Annotated in this window: 11 protein-coding genes; 4 read left to right on the forward strand and 7 right to left on the reverse strand. The window is 70.5% G+C overall.

Translation table 11 applies throughout. The features are described from left to right. The first annotated feature begins 163 nt into the window (after nucleotides 1-163). The 4 genes from iscB to cutA all read left to right on the forward strand — a co-directional run bounded on the left by iscB (nucleotide 164) and on the right by cutA (nucleotide 5,442). A complete protein-coding gene (gene iscB / locus ABZU75_RS40455; RefSeq protein WP_355566765.1) occupies nucleotides 164-1,507 on the forward strand; it encodes an RNA-guided endonuclease IscB in 1,344 nt (447 codons plus the stop codon). A gap of 87 nt (nucleotides 1,508-1,594) precedes the next feature. Then, nucleotides 1,595-2,464, forward strand: coding sequence for a xanthine dehydrogenase family protein subunit M (locus tag ABZU75_RS40460; RefSeq protein WP_355566768.1), 870 nt, complete (start codon nucleotides 1,595-1,597; stop codon nucleotides 2,462-2,464). Continuing rightward, nucleotides 2,457-2,933 (forward strand): (2Fe-2S)-binding protein, encoded by a 477-nt coding sequence (locus ABZU75_RS40465; RefSeq protein WP_350916965.1) that lies wholly within the window; start codon nucleotides 2,457-2,459, stop codon nucleotides 2,931-2,933. The genes ABZU75_RS40460 and ABZU75_RS40465 overlap by 8 nt, the downstream gene beginning before the upstream one ends. A 100-nt stretch (nucleotides 2,934-3,033) precedes the next feature. Continuing rightward, the gene (gene cutA, locus ABZU75_RS40470) at nucleotides 3,034-5,442 is read left to right on the forward strand and encodes an aerobic carbon-monoxide dehydrogenase large subunit (protein ID WP_355566771.1); all 2,409 of its coding nucleotides are present in this window, start codon (nucleotides 3,034-3,036) and stop codon (nucleotides 5,440-5,442) included. 275 nt (nucleotides 5,443-5,717) lie between these two features. Here cutA and ABZU75_RS40475 read toward each other — a convergent pair whose 3' ends face one another. The 7 genes from ABZU75_RS40475 to ABZU75_RS40505 form a co-directional block, all read right to left on the reverse strand. Continuing rightward, nucleotides 5,718-6,416, reverse strand: a complete 699-nt coding sequence (locus ABZU75_RS40475; protein ID WP_355566792.1) for a DUF998 domain-containing protein — start codon at nucleotides 6,414-6,416, stop codon at nucleotides 5,718-5,720. Beyond that, nucleotides 6,365-6,787 (reverse strand): hypothetical protein, encoded by a 423-nt coding sequence (locus tag ABZU75_RS40480; protein ID WP_355566774.1) that lies wholly within the window; start codon nucleotides 6,785-6,787, stop codon nucleotides 6,365-6,367. The genes ABZU75_RS40475 and ABZU75_RS40480 overlap by 52 nt, the downstream gene beginning before the upstream one ends. An 81-nt stretch (nucleotides 6,788-6,868) precedes the next feature. After that, entirely contained in the window at nucleotides 6,869-7,687 is an 819-nt protein-coding gene (locus ABZU75_RS40485; protein ID WP_355566777.1) for an alpha/beta hydrolase, read from the reverse strand. A gap of 315 nt (nucleotides 7,688-8,002) precedes the next feature. Next, on the reverse strand, nucleotides 8,003-9,079 hold the full coding sequence (locus tag ABZU75_RS40490; protein WP_355566780.1) for an RNA polymerase subunit sigma-70: 1,077 nt from the start codon (nucleotides 9,077-9,079) through the stop codon (nucleotides 8,003-8,005). Nucleotides 9,080-9,299: 220 nt separating this feature from the next. Next, nucleotides 9,300-13,790 (reverse strand): caspase family protein, encoded by a 4,491-nt coding sequence (locus tag ABZU75_RS40495; protein WP_355566783.1) that lies wholly within the window; start codon nucleotides 13,788-13,790, stop codon nucleotides 9,300-9,302. Continuing rightward, nucleotides 13,783-14,304, reverse strand: coding sequence for a hypothetical protein (locus tag ABZU75_RS40500; RefSeq protein WP_355566786.1), 522 nt, complete (start codon nucleotides 14,302-14,304; stop codon nucleotides 13,783-13,785). The genes ABZU75_RS40495 and ABZU75_RS40500 overlap by 8 nt, the downstream gene beginning before the upstream one ends. Before the next feature lie 186 nt (nucleotides 14,305-14,490). Continuing rightward, complete coding sequence (locus ABZU75_RS40505) at nucleotides 14,491-15,069, reverse strand: GNAT family N-acetyltransferase (protein ID WP_355566790.1); 579 nt, start codon at nucleotides 15,067-15,069, stop codon at nucleotides 14,491-14,493. Between the last annotated feature and the right edge of the window lie 333 nt (nucleotides 15,070-15,402).

A 15,402-nucleotide genomic window follows, 5' to 3' on the forward strand; every position in this document is an offset into this window, starting at 1 on the left:
TCAGCCTGCCGCTCTGGAATCCGTGGGAGCAGACACGCCCGAGGGTGGGCACGAAACGGCTCACGGACACCGCCGCCAGGCGGTACCTGGTGTTCGACCTGGGCGAGGGGAGATCGAGCGGACCGGCACCCGGTCTGCTCGGCGTCACCCCGAGGACGCTTCGGTGTCCGAGGGAGCGAACCGTGAGGTTCACCCGGCCGTGTTCGTCCTGGACAGGCACGGCCACCCGCTCGACCCCTGCCATCCCGCCCGTGCCCGCCGCCTGCTGGCGGCCGGGCGAGCCGTGGTGGCCCGTCGCACTCCGTTCGTCATCCGCCTCAAGGACCGGTCGGTTGCCGACTCCACCGTGGCAGGCGTGCAGGTCGGTATCGACCCCGGCTCCAAGCACACCGGCCTGGCCGTGTTCACCGGCCATGAGGGGAGCCGGACCGGACGGTATGCGATCCAGCTCGACCACCGGGGCGCGCTGATCCGCGACAGGCTCGCCTCGCGGGCCGCGCTGCGCCGGGGCCGCCGGGGGCGGAACCTGCGCTACCGCGCCCCCCGGTTCCTCAACCGCACCAAACCGCAGGGGTGGCTGGCGCCGTCGCTGCGACACCGCGTCGACACCACCATGTCGTGGATGGTGCGGCTGGCCCGGTGGGCGCCCGTGGTCGCCGTGCACGTGGAGAAGGTCTCCTTCGACACCCACGTCCTCTCGGCGGGCAAGCCGTTGGAAGGCGTTGAGTATCAGCAGGGCACCCTCGCCGGGTACGAGGTCCGCGAATACCTGCTGGCCAAGTGGGGGCGCACCTGCGCCTACTGCGGCGCGAGCGGTGTACCGCTCAACCTTGACCACATCCACCCCCGCAGCCGGGGCGGCTCCGACCGGATCAGTAACCTCGCCCTGGCCTGCGTCCGGTGTAACCAGGCCAAGAACGCCACCCCGGTGGAGGAGTTCCTCAAGGACAAGCCCGCCCTCCTGGCGAGGATCCTCCGGCAGGCGAAGGCTCCGCTGCGGGACGCCGCCGCCGTCAACGCCACCCGGTGGGCGCTGTGGCGGGCGCTGGAATCAACGGGTCTCCCGATCCGCGTCGCGTCCGGTGGTCGTACGAAGTGGAACCGGTCGCGTACCGGCGCGCCGAAGTCGCATACGTTGGACGCGGTGCACGTCGGCGAACTGGAGAGCGTGACCGCCTGGCCGTCCACGGTCCTGGTGGTTGCGGCGACCGGGCGCGGCACCTACGCCCGCACCACTCCCGACCGGTACGGGTTCCCCCGTCTTGTCCGGCCACGGAGCAAACTGCGCCACGGCTTCCAGACCGGCGACCTGGTCCGGGCGAACGTCCCGGCGGGCAAGAAGGCCGGGGTTCACGTCGGGCGGGTCCTGGTCCGCTCCTCCGGTTCGTTCGACATCACCACCCGGCACGGTCGCATCACCGGGATCAACCATCGGCATGTCCGTCATCTTCAGCGCGCGGACGGCTACGGCTACACGACCCGGAAAGAAGCCGATCGAAATGATTGACCGGTCAGGGCACGCTCGGGCCTTGGCGGCCCTCCCGCTCCCAATTCCTCCCCGGCCTGAAGGCTGGAGCATCCTCGGGAGGTTCTGGTGAAACCACCCCCCTTCGAATACCACGCCCCCCGCTCCCTCGGCGAGGCGCTCGACGCCCTCGCCGGGGCCGGGGAGCACGGCAAGGTGCTTGCCGGGGGGCAGAGCCTGATCCCGCTGCTGAACATGCGGCTGGTCGCCCCCGCGCACCTGGTCGACATCAACCGGCTGGCCGAACTGGCGGCCGTGGACGTCGAGCCTGGCGGAGTGCGGGTCGGCGCCCTGGCCAGGCACGCGGCGGTGGAACGCTCCGAGGAGGTCGCCGCGGCCCAGCCGCTGCTGCGCCAGGCGCTCCGGCTGGTGGCCCACCCGGTGATCCGCAACCGGGGCACCGTGGTCGGCAGCCTGGCCCACGCCGACCCCGCCGCCGAACTACCGGCCGTGCTCGCCCTGCTGAGGGGCTCGGTACGGCTGGCCCGGCCGGGCGCCGTCAGGGACGTGGCCGCCGAGGACTTCTTCACCGGCCCCCTGGAGTCGGCGATCGACCCGGGCGAGCTGGCCGTCTCCGCGTTCTTCCCCGTCCCGCCCCCGCGCTCGGGCACCGCGTTCCGCGAGGTCGCCCGGCGGCACGGCGACTACGCCCTGGCCGGGATCGCGGCACTGGTCGCACTGGACGACGATCTGAGGATCACCTCGGCCACGGTGGCGTGCGTGAGCCTCGGTCCCGTCCCGGTGCTCGTCGACGTCACCGAGGCCGTCGGTCACCGGCCGCCGGACTCGGCGGACTGGGCCTCGGCGGCCCGCGCCGTGCAGGACGAGATCGAGCCGGAGGCAGACATCCACGCGACCGCCGCCTACCGGCGGCACCTCGCCGGAGTCCTCACCGAGCAGGCACTCCGTGACGCCGCCAGGGAGGCCGTAGATGCATGAGATCACGCTGACCGTCAACGGGGTGGTCAGGCAGGCCTCGGTCCCGGCGCGGCGGCTGCTCTCGGACTGCCTGCGGCACGACCTCGGCCTGACCGGCACGCACGTCGGGTGCGAGCACGGGGTCTGCGGGTGCTGCACGGTGCTGCTGGACGGCGAGCCCGTCCGCTCCTGCCTGACGTTCGCGGTCACCGTGGACGGGCGCGACATCACCACGGTGGAGGGGCTCGCCGGCGAGGACGGCACGCTCTCGCCAGTACAGCGGGCCTTCGCCGAGTGCCACGGCCTGCAGTGCGGCTTCTGCACGCCCGGCTTCCTGTGCACGGTGACCGCGCTGCTGCGGGACAACCCGGCGCCGAGCGACGAGGAGGTGCTGGAGGGCATCTCCGGCAACCTGTGCCGGTGCACGGGCTACCAGAACATCGTCAAGTCCGTCCACCGCGCGGCCGAGATCATGGCGGAGGAGCCTTGAGCGGGCGCGGGGGATTCTCGGGGGAGCACGAGGACTTTCCGGGCGGTCCCGGAGGACCCTCGGGCGGGCGAGGCAGGAGACACGTCCCGGTGAGGCGATCATGACCACGAAACTGTTCGGCGAGCCGGTCAGGCGGCGCGAGGACCCCCGGCTGCTGACCGGGCGCGGCCTCTACCTCGACGACCTGGCGCCGGGGGCGCTGCAGGCGGCCTTCGTCCGCTCCCCGCACGCCCACGCCCGGATCCGCGACATCGACGTCTCGGCCGCCATCGAGGTCGAGGGGCTGGTGGCGATCTACACCTGGGAGGATCTGCCGGGCGCGCTCGCCGAGCCGCTGCCGCTGCTCATCCCGCATCCGGCGCTGACCCACGGCCGCACCGCGTACCCGCTGGCCCGCGAGATCGTCAGGCACGTCGGCGAGCCCGTCGTGATGGTCGTCGCCCGTGACCGCTACCTCGCCGAGGACGCCTGCGCGCTCATCGAGGTCGACTACGAGATCCTCAAGCCGGTGGTCGGGGTGGAGGAGGCCACGCAGTCCGCCCAGCTCGTGCACGCCGACGTGCCGGGCAACGTCGGCGCGCATCTGGTCCAGGAGGTGCCCTCGGCCGCCGGGCTCGGCGCGCGCGAGGCCATCGACGCCGCGCCGCACACGCTGGCCTTCCGGCTCGACATCGAGCGCAGCGCGTCCATGCCGCTGGAGGGGCGCGGCGTGCACGCCCGCTGGGACGCCGACGACCGCTCGCTGCGCGTCCACTCCAGCACCCAGACCTCCACCAGCGTCCGGATGGCCATCGCGGCCAAGCTCGGCCTGCCGCTGCCGAAGGTCGAGGTGGTCGCCCCGGACGTGGGCGGCGGTTTCGGGGTGAAGATCATGCACCCCTGGCCGGAGGAGATCCTGGTCCCGTGGGCGGCGATCACGCTCGGCCGGGAGGTCAAGTGGACCGAGGACCGGCGCGAGCACTTCATCTCCTCCGCGCACGAGCGCGCCCAGGTGCAGTCGGTCCGGGTCGGCTTCGACGACGAGGGCAGGATCCTGGGCCTGGACGTCGAGATCCTGCACGACCACGGCGCCTACACGCCGTACGGGATCATCGTGCCGATCATCACCTCCACCCAGCTCCTCGGCCCGTACCGGATCGGCGCCTATCGGGTCGAGTTCTCCTCGATCTACACCAACACCGTGCAGGTCACCCCGTACCGGGGGGCGGGCCGCCCGCAGGCGGTCTTCTGCATGGAGCGGACCATGGACCACATCGCCGAGCACCTGGGGGCCGACCGCACCGCGGTGCGCGCGGCCAACTTCATCCAGCCCGACGAGTTCCCCTACGACCAGGGCCTGATCTTCCAGGACGGCCGCCCGCTGATCTACGACAGCGGCGACTACCCGGAGTCGCTGCGGCTGCTCAAGGAGCTGATCGGCTGGGACGACTTCCCCGGGCTGAAGGCCCGCGCCGCCGCCGAGGGGCGCGCGATCGGGATCGGGATCGGCTGCTACGTCGAGGGCACCGGCGTCGGCCCGTACGAGGGCGGGCACGTCCAGATCACCTCGGACGGCCGGGTGCACGTCTCCACCGGGCTCACCTCCCAGGGCCAGGGGCACGAGACGGTGTTCGCGCAGATCGCCGCGGCCGAGCTGGGCGTGCCGCTGGAACGGGTCTCGGTGGTCACCGGGGACACCCGAAGGTTCGGCTACGCGGTCGGCACGTTCGCCTCGCGGGCCGCGGTGATGAGCGGCAACGCGATCGCCCTGGCCTGCAGGAAGGTCAGGGATAAGGCGCTGCGGATCGCCGCGGAGGCGCTGGAGGCCGACCCCCGCGACCTGGAGATCGTCGACGGGGAGGTGCGGGTGGTCGGCGCTCCCGGCACCACGATCCCGCTGGCGACGGTGGCGGTGCTGTCCAACCCGCTGCGCTACGCCTTCGACGCCGAGGCGGCCAGGGCGACCCAGTTCGCGGGCACCTCGTCCTTCGACCGGCCGCCGGTGGCCGAGGGGGAGGAGCCGGGTCTTGAGGGGCGCGACTACTACTCGCCGATCCGCTCGACCTTCGCCTCCGGCATGCACGCGGCGATCGTGGAGACCGACCCGCTGACCGCGGAGATCCGCATCCTGCGTTACGCCGTGGTGCACGACTGCGGCAACCTGATCAACCCGATGATCGTCGAGGGGCAGATCCACGGCGGGGTCGCCCAGGGCGTCGGCGGCGCCCTGTACGAGAAGATGGTCTACGACGACCACGGCCAGCTGCTGAACGCCTCGTTCATGGACTTCCTGATGCCGTACGCCACCGAGGTGCCCTTCATCGAGACCGCTCACCTGGAGACCCCGTCCCCGCTCAACCCCTTGGGCATCAAGGGAGCGGGCGAGGCGGGGGTCATCCCGGTCTCCGCGGTGATCGCCTCGGCGATCGAGGACGCCGAGGGGATCCGGATCGACCGGATGCCCATCTCCCCGTCGGACCTCTTCGACCTACGCCGCGCCGTCACCGGACGGTCCACGTCCGAAACCTGACCTTAAGGTGTGATCGACTGCGCTGCGATTGGTTGAGAACAGCGCGAAGCCCGGGGGCCTGTCGGTTCCGGCAGTAAACCCGGGCTCACTTCCGCTTCCCCTGGCAGGGGGCGGCACCACCAACCCTCCCCGGCCATCGTCGGCGAACACATCGCTTGCCGCTGAAGCCGCTCAAGTGACGGCCGGCCCCTGTCCGGCTCACCCTGGCCCGTTTGGAGGTATCGAGCCCTTCCGCGCCGGGTTCAAGTGGGACACGCGAAGACCTCGATTGATTGTTATGCGCGCTGGAGTTGGGGCGTGGTCGCCTCAGCCGTGCCGGTGTTGACGAGGTGGAGGGAGAGCGTGGAGATCCAGGCCCAGCCGATCAGCGATGCGACGGCGAACAGCAGGCTCATCAGCCCGGGGTTGGTCTGTGGCAGGACGGCGTAAATGATCCCGCTGGCCACGCTGTAGATCGCCCACCCTTTCTGCTTGCCGGTGAGGAACCGGCGGGCGAACACCAGGCTCGCTGCCAGCAGGGCAAGGCCGGCCACCACGGAGGCCACGTTGTGAAGCGCGCCGTGCCAGGAGATCACTCCGTCGGCTGACCCGGCGGGGTAGCCGCTCGCCGGGTCGGTGACGAAGATGCCCGCGAGGACCAGTGCACCGCCGAAGACTCCGATCAGTAGGGGGCCCCATTTCGCCCCGCGGCCCTGGCGCAGTGTCCGCCGCATCCCGATGGCCGCCGCGATGAACAGTGTTCCGGTGACGATGAAGTTGGCGATCTGCAGCCATCCGAGGTCTCCGGTCGCCAACTGGCTGAGCATGTGCCGGGAGAGATCGAAGCCGTCTCGGGTGAACGCCTGGGTGAACGCCACCGTGAAGAACAGCGGGGTCGCGACCGCGCCGGCGATCAGCAGTCGCTTCGTAATCGTGGTGTCAGTCATCGGACGCGGCTCATTTCGGCGTGGTAGCCGCCGCCGGGCCAGATCCAGTTCCCGGACAGGCTGTTGCCGTCGGGGCTGAACAGGGCGCGGTAGTAGGCGGGTGAGCCTTTCTCGCCGCCCCAGATGGTGAGCGTGTCGCCGTTGATCTCGTAGACGTAGTCGAGGGTTTCGCCCTGGCTGCCGTAGAACCGGGAGGTGATGTCCTCGCCCGGTTCCTCGGCGCCGAACGGTTTTTCCCGGCCGATGATCTCGATGCCGGTGATGTGCCGGCCGGCATGCTGGAGGTCGACCTCCTGCTTGAGGAAGTGACGGCCTACCAGCCAGGAGTAGGTGACCTGGCCGGTGGCCTCGCCGCTCACCTTCCAGGTGCCGGTGAGCCGGTCGAGCTCGGTCATCGCGGTGTCCTGCTTGTTCGACATGAGGACCTCTCCTGTCCGCTTCGATGCTGCTGGGTTTGTCTGTGTGACGGCACGGCGCCCGGAAAGGAATCGGTGCCCGGCTCAGCCGTGCAGAAATTCCACGAGCGCGGGCGCGAGCTTTTTGGGGGCCATGACCACGGCGCCGTGGTCGAGGCCGGGCAGGGTACGGTGTTCGGCGTCAGGCAGGATGCGGACGAGCGCTCGTGCGGCGTCGTGGAATCCGGCCGGGCTCTTGCCGCCGGTCAGTACCAGGGACGGCGCTTTCGCAGCAGACCATCGGTCGGCCTCCAGCGGCTTGCCCTGCTGGGGCTCGCCCATCACCGCGGCGTCGTAGGGCAGCGTGTGCACCAGCGCCTTGAGGTTCGACCACACACCCGGCATCAGTCGCATCATGGTCACCATGAACGCGGGCATGCCCTGTGCCTTGGTCATGAAGTACCTGACCGCGTCGCCGCGCCGGTCGGCGGCCAGCAGCGCGTCGAGATGCCGGGCGTAGTCCTTGGGCGGGCCGAAGCCGTCGTCGCCGATCACGAACGGCGGCTCGTAGAGCGCCAGTTTCTCGATGTCGAGCCCGGCCGCCGCGGCACGCAACGCCAGCACCGCCCCCGACGAGCTCCCGAACACCGACGCCGAACCCCCGGCATGGTCGATCAACGCCGCGATGTCCTCGACCTCGCGTTCGGCCGCGTACCCGGCGGCGTCGCCGCTGGCGCCCCGGCCCCGCCGGTCGTAGTTGATCACGGTGAAGTGCTGGGCGAGCAGACCGGCGAGCTTACCGGCGTCGGAGCGGTCAGCCAGCGCCGAGGACACGAGGATGACCGCAGGCCCGGCACCGAGCCGCTCGAACGCGATCTCGGTTCCGTCCCGGGAGATGACCGTCGTTTCGCCGGTGGTGGACATGATTATTTCCCCGTCTCAGGTGTCATGTGGTGTTAACGGCTGTATGACGGCGCCTGGGCGGAGAAGGAATCGGTCCGGTTTCGACTTATCGCGACCAGGGTGACGGGCACCGGTCCCGGGCTGCGCAGCACGCGCACTGGCAGGCCGGCCAGACACAGCACCGCGCCGACGCCGAAGCGCTGCCAGGTGCCGTCGATCGTCTCGAGTTCGACCTCCCGCCTTGCACCCAGACGATCGCGTCGTGCCAGGCAGCCGCGTCGTAGTCACGGACCTCACCGCAGGCCAGGACCACCTCGCGCCGCCGGAATCGCACGTTCACGACAGGACCAGGGGCAGGTCGAACGCGGCAAAGTTGCGTGGTGCGAACGATGTGATCGCGGTGATCCGGCCGCCATCGATCCGCAGCACATCCAGCACCTGGCCGCGGAACCGCCCGGTCAGGTCCTTGGTCTCGGGTGCGGTGGGGTATTCGACATAGTGCGCCACCGCGGGTTGGAGATTCGCGCCGGTGACCACGCTGCGCCAGCGCCCGTGATGCCACTCCGAGCCGGAGTCGAAGACCTGTCCGGTAAGGGCCAGCAGCGCATCCCGCCCGACCAGCCACGCCGGGTGTGGCGGCATCGTCATCTGCACGTCCTCGGCGAGCAATCCGGTGAGCGCACCCAGATCGGCTCGCTGATGCGCCTGGACGTAACGTCGCAACAGCGCGCGCTCGTCCGCGCTCGGCTCGGCCGAAGGTGCCCAGTCCTCGCGCCGCTGGGGTAGGTGCTGTTTCAGCGTCGCCCGCGCCCGCTGCAACGCGCTCTTCACCGACGCCACGCTGGTGTCCAGCAGCGCGGCCGTCTCGGTGGCGGGCCAGCCCAGCACATCCCTGGTGATCAACACGGCTCGTTGCCGGGCAGGGAGTCGCTGGATCGCCACCAAGAAGGCGAGCTCGATCGTCTCCCGCGCGACCGCCACCGACTCCGGCTCCTCGGCACCGTCGACGGTCGGCTCCAGCAGCCGATCCGGGACCGGCTGCAACCACGACACCTCGGTGGGTGGCTGCACCGGCGTGCCCGACTCGACCAGCGGCGGAACCTGGTACGGCGCGGCCCGCCGGTTGTTCCGGTCGATCAGGTCCAGGCACGCGTTCGTCGCGATCTTGTACAGCCAGGCCCGGAACGTCGACCGCCCCTCATAGGTTTCCCGGCGGCGCCATGCCCGCAGGAACGTCTCCTGAACGATGTCCTCCGCGTCGTCATAGGAGCCCAGCATCCGGTAGCAGTGCACCCGCAACTCCCAGCGGACAGGCTCGACAAGCGCTCCGAACGCCCCCTCGTCACCGGCCAGCGCGGCGCCCACCACGGCCGTGTCCTCCGCCTGACCGCCACCGCCTTGCTCCTCGACCACGACTACCGCCCCCTACGCCAACACGTGTTGATGACGATAAGACGGCCACCACCACCAGAAGGAATCGGATCTCCTGCGACCCTCGGAAGAGACCTTGGTGTTTGACCCTGTCTTCTGGCCGCTCCACGAGATTGCCGCCTACACCACAACTGACCGGCGACTCTCACCCTCAAGTAACCAGGCAACTGCCTCCGGGACATGCTCGGAAACGGCCTGAGGTTCAGCACCGCCCTTCTCGATCAGGTGGTGGAACGGCGTAATCGTCGTACCCCTCGGAGTAGGGGGATCGGGCGGCCAGCGGGCAGATCAGTCGCGATAGATCGCTGTCAGCCGGGACCGCGACGCCACCCCACAGGCGTACGGTGCCGTCACCACCGGCGCTGGCCAGGGTCCCTCCGTCAAGGCTGAAGGTCACGCCGCTGACGAACGGCAATCCATTGGAGGAGGCGGTGTGCCCGGTGAGGGGGTCGCCCAGTTGCCGGTGGGTGGTGGTGTCCCACAGACGGATGGTGCCATCGGCTCCCCCGGTCGCGAGACCGCGTCCATCGGGGCTGAAGGCCACGCCGTTGATGGAGTTGACGGCCGCTTGGTTGCGGGTGTCCTGGTGCCCGGCGAAGGGATTGCCGCGCTCCTGCCCGGTGGAGAGATCCCACAGGCGCACCACGCTCTCATCGGTGTCGGCGGTGGCGAGGGTACGCGCGTCGGCGCTCAGGGCAAGGGCGCTCACCGAGCCCTCGCGACGTGGCGGGAGAACGGTGTCGCCACTGTGGCCGGTGATGTTCCACCGGCGGACGCTTCCGTCGACTCCCGCGCTGGCGAGACCGCGCCCGTCTCGGGTGAACGCCACCTCAAGAACGCGGCCGCCGTGCCCGGTCAGCGGGGCGCCGAGCGGGCGATGGGTGGCGACGTCCCACAGGCGTACGGTGCCGTCGTCTCCGGCACTGGCCAAGGTGTGCCCGTCCGGGCTGAAGGCGACGGTCTGGACTCCTTCCCGGTGTCCGGCGAGGGTCGCGGCTTCACGGTGCGTCGCGATGTTCCACAGCCGTACGGTGCCGTCGGCTCCGGCACTGGCGAGAACGCGTCCGTCCGGGCTGAATGCCAGCCGGAGAACATGATCTTTGTGGCCGGGGAGGGGTTCGCCGCGACGTTGGTGGGCGGCGACGTCCCAGATGTGCACGATGCCATCGCTTCCTGCGCTGGCCAGGGTACGGCCGTCAGGGCTGAAGGCGACGGTCCAGGCGAACTCGGCGGCGGCGTCGAGGGGGCCACCGAGTTGGCGGTGCGCGGTGACGTCCCAGAGACGGACGGTTCCCTCGAATCCGGCACTGGCGAGAGTGCGTCCGTCCGGGCTGTAGGCCAGCCCGATGACGGCGTTCTTGTGCCCGGTGAGCGGGGCGCCGAGCTGGCGGTGAGTGGCGACGTCCCACAGGCGTACGGTGCCATCGTTTCCCGCCGTGGCCACAGTGCGTCCGTCGGGGCTGAAGAGCACCCCGTTGACGGGGTTGAATGCGGAATCGATGGCGTCCGTGTGGCCGGTGAGCGGGGCGCCGAGCGGACGACGGGTGGCGACGTCCCACAACCGTACGGCCTTGTCGGCGGCCGTGGTGGCCAATGTCTTCCCGTCCGGGCTGAAGGCGACGCCGCGGATGTCGTCCGGGTGGCCGGTGAGCGGGGTTCCGAGCGGGCGATGGGTGGCGACGTCCCACAGCCGTAGGGTCTTGTCGTCTCCGGCAGTGGCGAGGGTGTGCCCGTCCGGGCTGTAGGCGACCGCGTAGACGGGGCCCTGGTGTCCGGTGAGGGGGGCGCCGAGCTGCCGATGGGCGGATATATCCCACAAACGTATGGTTTTATCGTTTCCTGCGCTCGCGAGCGTGTGCCCATCCGGGCTGAAGGCCACCGCCCAGACGAATTCGCTGTGGCCGGTAAGGGGAGCACCGATGGGGCGATGAGTGGTGACGTTCCACAACCGTACGGTGCCGTCCAGTCCGGCGCTGGCCAATGTCTTCCCGTCCGGGCTGAAGGCGACGGAGGGGACGACATCCTGATGGCCGGTGAGCGGGGTGCCGATGGGGCGGTGGGTGGCGACGTCCCACAACCGTATGGTGCCATCGGTTTCCGAGACGGCCAGAGTCCTTCCGTCCGGGCTGTAGGCCACGGCCCACGCGGAGCCCTCGCCTACCGCGATGACGCCTCGGCCGGCGCCGGCGAGGATGTCGAGCACGCTGTAGCGCGCCTCGGGCGTACGGGCGATGCGCCAGGCGTTGGCGGCCAGCGCGGCGGACCGTACCGGATCGGCGGCCGCGATGTACTCGCTCTGTAGCGCCCGCTCGCGTGACGTGGCCTCCTGGCTCCGTGCCTCGGCGAGACGCTGCTGGGTTCTGGCGTCGTTCGCGGCGAGGACGGCCGCCCCGGCGCCTCCCAGCGAGGCGATCAGCAGGGCGATGAGGATCACCAAAGTGACCCGGCGGCGCCGTCTGGCCCGTTTCGCGGCCGCGTCACTGCTGGTCAGGAAGTCGGCGACGACCTCGTTCAGAAAGGGGTGGCGGGTCGGGCCGGAGCGCCAGCGCTCGCGGGTCCGGTCGATGGCCTCCAGGCGGGCGCCGGTGTAGAGATAGCCGGGCTCGCGTCGCTGGCGGTCCCAGCGCGCGGCGTCCTCGGAGAGTTGCTGGCCTACGAGCAGGTCGGCGCGGTCGGCGTCGATCCAGGCTCGCAGTTGCGGCCAGGCACGGATGAGGGCTTCGTGGACGATGTGGGCCCGATCCTGATCCACGGTGATCAGCCGGGCTCGGGTGAAGGTGTCGAGGATGACCCGGGCTTGATCATGTTCCGGACTGCCGGCCGCAGGGAGCAGTTCCAGCAGGGGGACCGTTCGGCGGGTGTCGTCGGTGGCCTCGCCAAGCCGGACGAGGCGCAGGAACATGCGGCGCGCGGCGTCCCGGGCCGAGGAATCGGGAGGCTCCGGCCCGCTTGGCAGCCGCTTCGCGCTGTGGGACGGCGCGGTGCCGGACGACTGCGGTGACCGGGGCACGGTGGTGAGAAGGTCTGGTGAGCGGAGGGAGTTCAGGGTCTCGTCGGCGGTGCGGGCCAGCGCCTGGGTGATTCCACCGGTCGCGCGGTAGGCCGCCAGGGTGAGGACGCCGTCCTCGCGGCGTTGCCAGGTGGCCAGCAGCGCATGGGACAGCAGCGGCAGAGGGGTGCTGTCGGTGCTGTCGCCGAGGTCGTCCAGCAGTTGTTCCACCAGGCCCTCATCGAGGGTGAGGCCGGCCAGCCGGGCCGGTTCCTCGATCACATCGCGCAACTGGTCGCGGGTCAGCGGCGGAACGACGGCCGCGTGCTCCAGCGCGTCCACGAGTCCGGGGTAGGCGGTGCAATGGCCGAAGAAGTCGGCGCGCACGCCGATCACCACGGGCACCCTGCGGGAGATCGCGACGAGTGCCCTGATGAACGATGCGCGGCGAGACTCGTCCTCGCAGAGGGTGAAAACCTCTTCGAACTGGTCAATGAGGAGAACGGTGTCCTCAGGAAGGGCGTCCCCCAGGCGATCGGGGTCGGACGGGGCTATGAGCCGTTGGTGTCCTCCACCCGTGTCCCCCAGGCGATCGGGGGCAGGTGGCGTCGCGAGCCGCTGCTTTCGTCCAGCTGCCGTGTCGCCCGTGCGATCTGGGCCGGGCCGGTTGCCTCCGGTCAGGTCGGTCACGCTTTGGAGAAGACCGCTGAAGGGATCGGCGCCAGGGGTGAGCAGCAGGCAACGTTCGGGGCCCAGCGCCGCGATCAGCCCGGCCTGCAGGACGGAGGACTTGCCTGAACCGGAGGGACCGGTGACGACGAGCGGTGCGCCTCGCTCGGAGATCACCCGATCGGCAAGGGTACGAGTGAGTGCTTCGCGGCCGAAGAAGAAGGCCGTGTCCTCGGCGCGGTAGGCGCGCAGACCTCGGTAAGGGCTGTGCTGCCCGTCATCGGGCAGTGCCGCCGGGAAGCGGTGACCGGCCGGGGTACGGTACGCGGCGTTGACCACGATCGGTCGGCCACCGTGGTCGGCGGCCTGGCGGCGGGGAACGGGCAGGCCGCGTTCGCGCAGGCCACGGGTGAGACAGCGGTGCACGTCGTCAAGACCGAGCAGGTACGGTCCGGTCGGGTCGCCTTCGGTGAGCAGGCGGATGAGCGCGCCGGTGAAAGCGGTGTGGCGATCCCCGGGCAGCGCCCAGGCCGCCTCGTCGCGGCTGGTGGAGGTCAGCAGATAGGTGTCCGGCCAGCCGGTGGCGCGTCCGGCCCAGCAGCAGTCCAGGATCACCACGCTCAGCCGGGCCCTGCTCCCTGACAGCAGGTCGGCGACTTCCGCGTACGGCAGCGCCTGGTTCCTGACCGGGCCTCGGGTGAGGTCCACCGTGGCCTGGGTGGCGAGATACAGGTGGTTGTCGGGACCGATGAGACCGTGCCCGACATACACGAAGACCAGCACGTCGGCGGCCTGCTGGGACAGGGCGTCGATCGCCGTCGCCAGCCGGGCGGGATCGTCCGGGTTCACCAGGAGCGTCAGCTGCTCGGGAGCCAGATCGGTGTGCTCGACCAGGGCGGTGGCCAGGTCGGTCGCGGCGGAGACCGCCTGGGGCACGTCGCCGATCCTCGCCTCCGCGACGTGCCGGCCAGAGCCGACGATCAGCACGCGAACGCCGGATCCGGACAGCAGGAGCTTCGGCGCGGCCTCAGCCACCGCCCGTCTCCTCCTCGGATGGGGAGGGATCCGTCTCCTCCTCGGATTCGGGTTCGGACGGGGAAGGGTCCGCCTCTTCCTCGGACGGGGAGGGGTCCGCCGCGGACCCTGCCGATCCGGATGCCGGCAATAGCGGGGGGTGGGTGTTGAGGGCGGCTTCGAGCTGGGTCCTCAGCTCCTGCACCTGCGCGGCGTTCATGGTCTTCACCCGGTTGGCGGTGACCTCCATCTCGGTGTCGGTGGCGCTCCTCCGGATCCTGATCTTGACGTCACTGGTCCGGTAGCGCAGCCAGGCGATGAGAACGCCGGCGAGCGTGGCCACCACCTCAGGCGCGTCGGCCACGATCTGGACGGCCTCCGCGACGGGCCCGAGCGTGCCTTCTGCCGGTGGGCTTTCGACGAGGTCGACCCAGCGGCGCAGCTCGGGATCCTCCCGCAGCCAGGCGTACACGTCCCGCACCTCGCTCGGCACGTCCACCAACACGAGCGCGACATCCTGCACGCCGTCTTCCACGCCGCACCTCTCCCGTTCGTGGTCCAGAGCGGGTGGGGTGACCACCGGTAATGGCGATCGTCTTTCCCCCTCGGCACGAGACCCGGGTTCTCGCCGGTGCGAGACCCACTCCGGATATCGCTTCCAACCTCCGCTTCGCTACCTGTCACAGCTGACGAAACCCGCGAAGTGCGGAGCGGCGCCGTTCTACCGGACGGCCGGCGCCTGCCGATGCCGTCTCCACTCGGCCCGGGTGAGTTCATACTCGACTTCGCCATGCCCGGAGCCCTCGATCGCCTCCGGCCAGTCCCCGGTGAAGCTCCGGACGAATGACAGGCCGGCTTTTTCCATCACGCGGCGGGATCGTGTGTTGACGGCCATGGTGTTCGCGGTCACCCGTTCCACCCCGAGATCCGTGAACCCCTTGCGGATCAGGGCTCGCGAGCCCTCCGTGGCATGGCCGGCGCCCCAGGCGGCCTTGTTCAGCCGGTAGCCGAGTTCGACCACCACGGGACTGTGGTCGGCCAGGGGCCGGAATTCGAACCAGCCCAGAAAGATCCCGGTGGCCTTCTCCTCCGCGGCCCAGTAGCCGCGGGTGCCGAAGCACGGGTGGTCATGGAGGAGCCGCGGCAGGGTCCGTGCCTGGATCACCTCGCGGCTCGTCGGCCGGCCGCCGTTGATGAAGCGCATGACGTCGGGGTCATTGTCCAGTGCGAGCAGGTGGTCGGCGTCGGCCTCGGTGAACGCGCGGAGCACGAGCCGGTCGGTCTCCAGGAAGACATGCATGCCGTAATCCTCACCACCGGCAACCGGGTCCGCCACCGGATATCGGGTCGGGGAGAGGGCGGTTCGTCCGAGGGCGGAGGAGGTGTCGGTTCCCGGCCGATGGTGAGGACAGGGAGACCGCGGGGCTGCCCCGCGCGTCGGTTTCCGTTCCGTGAGATCGCTGCCCGAGCGGTGATGCTCGGCGCGCGTGGGTCAGGTCAGGAGCGCGCGGGCCTCGGCCAGCAGGTCGCACCGCTCGCGCCGGTCACCGCCCGCGAAGCCCAGGACCGTGTGACGCGCCCCGGCGTCACGGTAGGCGGCCAGCCGCGCGGCCAGCGCCGCGCCGCGGGCGGG

The organism is Streptosporangium sp. NPDC005286 (genome assembly GCF_040607515.1).
Lineage (GTDB): Bacteria > Actinomycetota > Actinomycetes > Streptosporangiales > Streptosporangiaceae > Streptosporangium.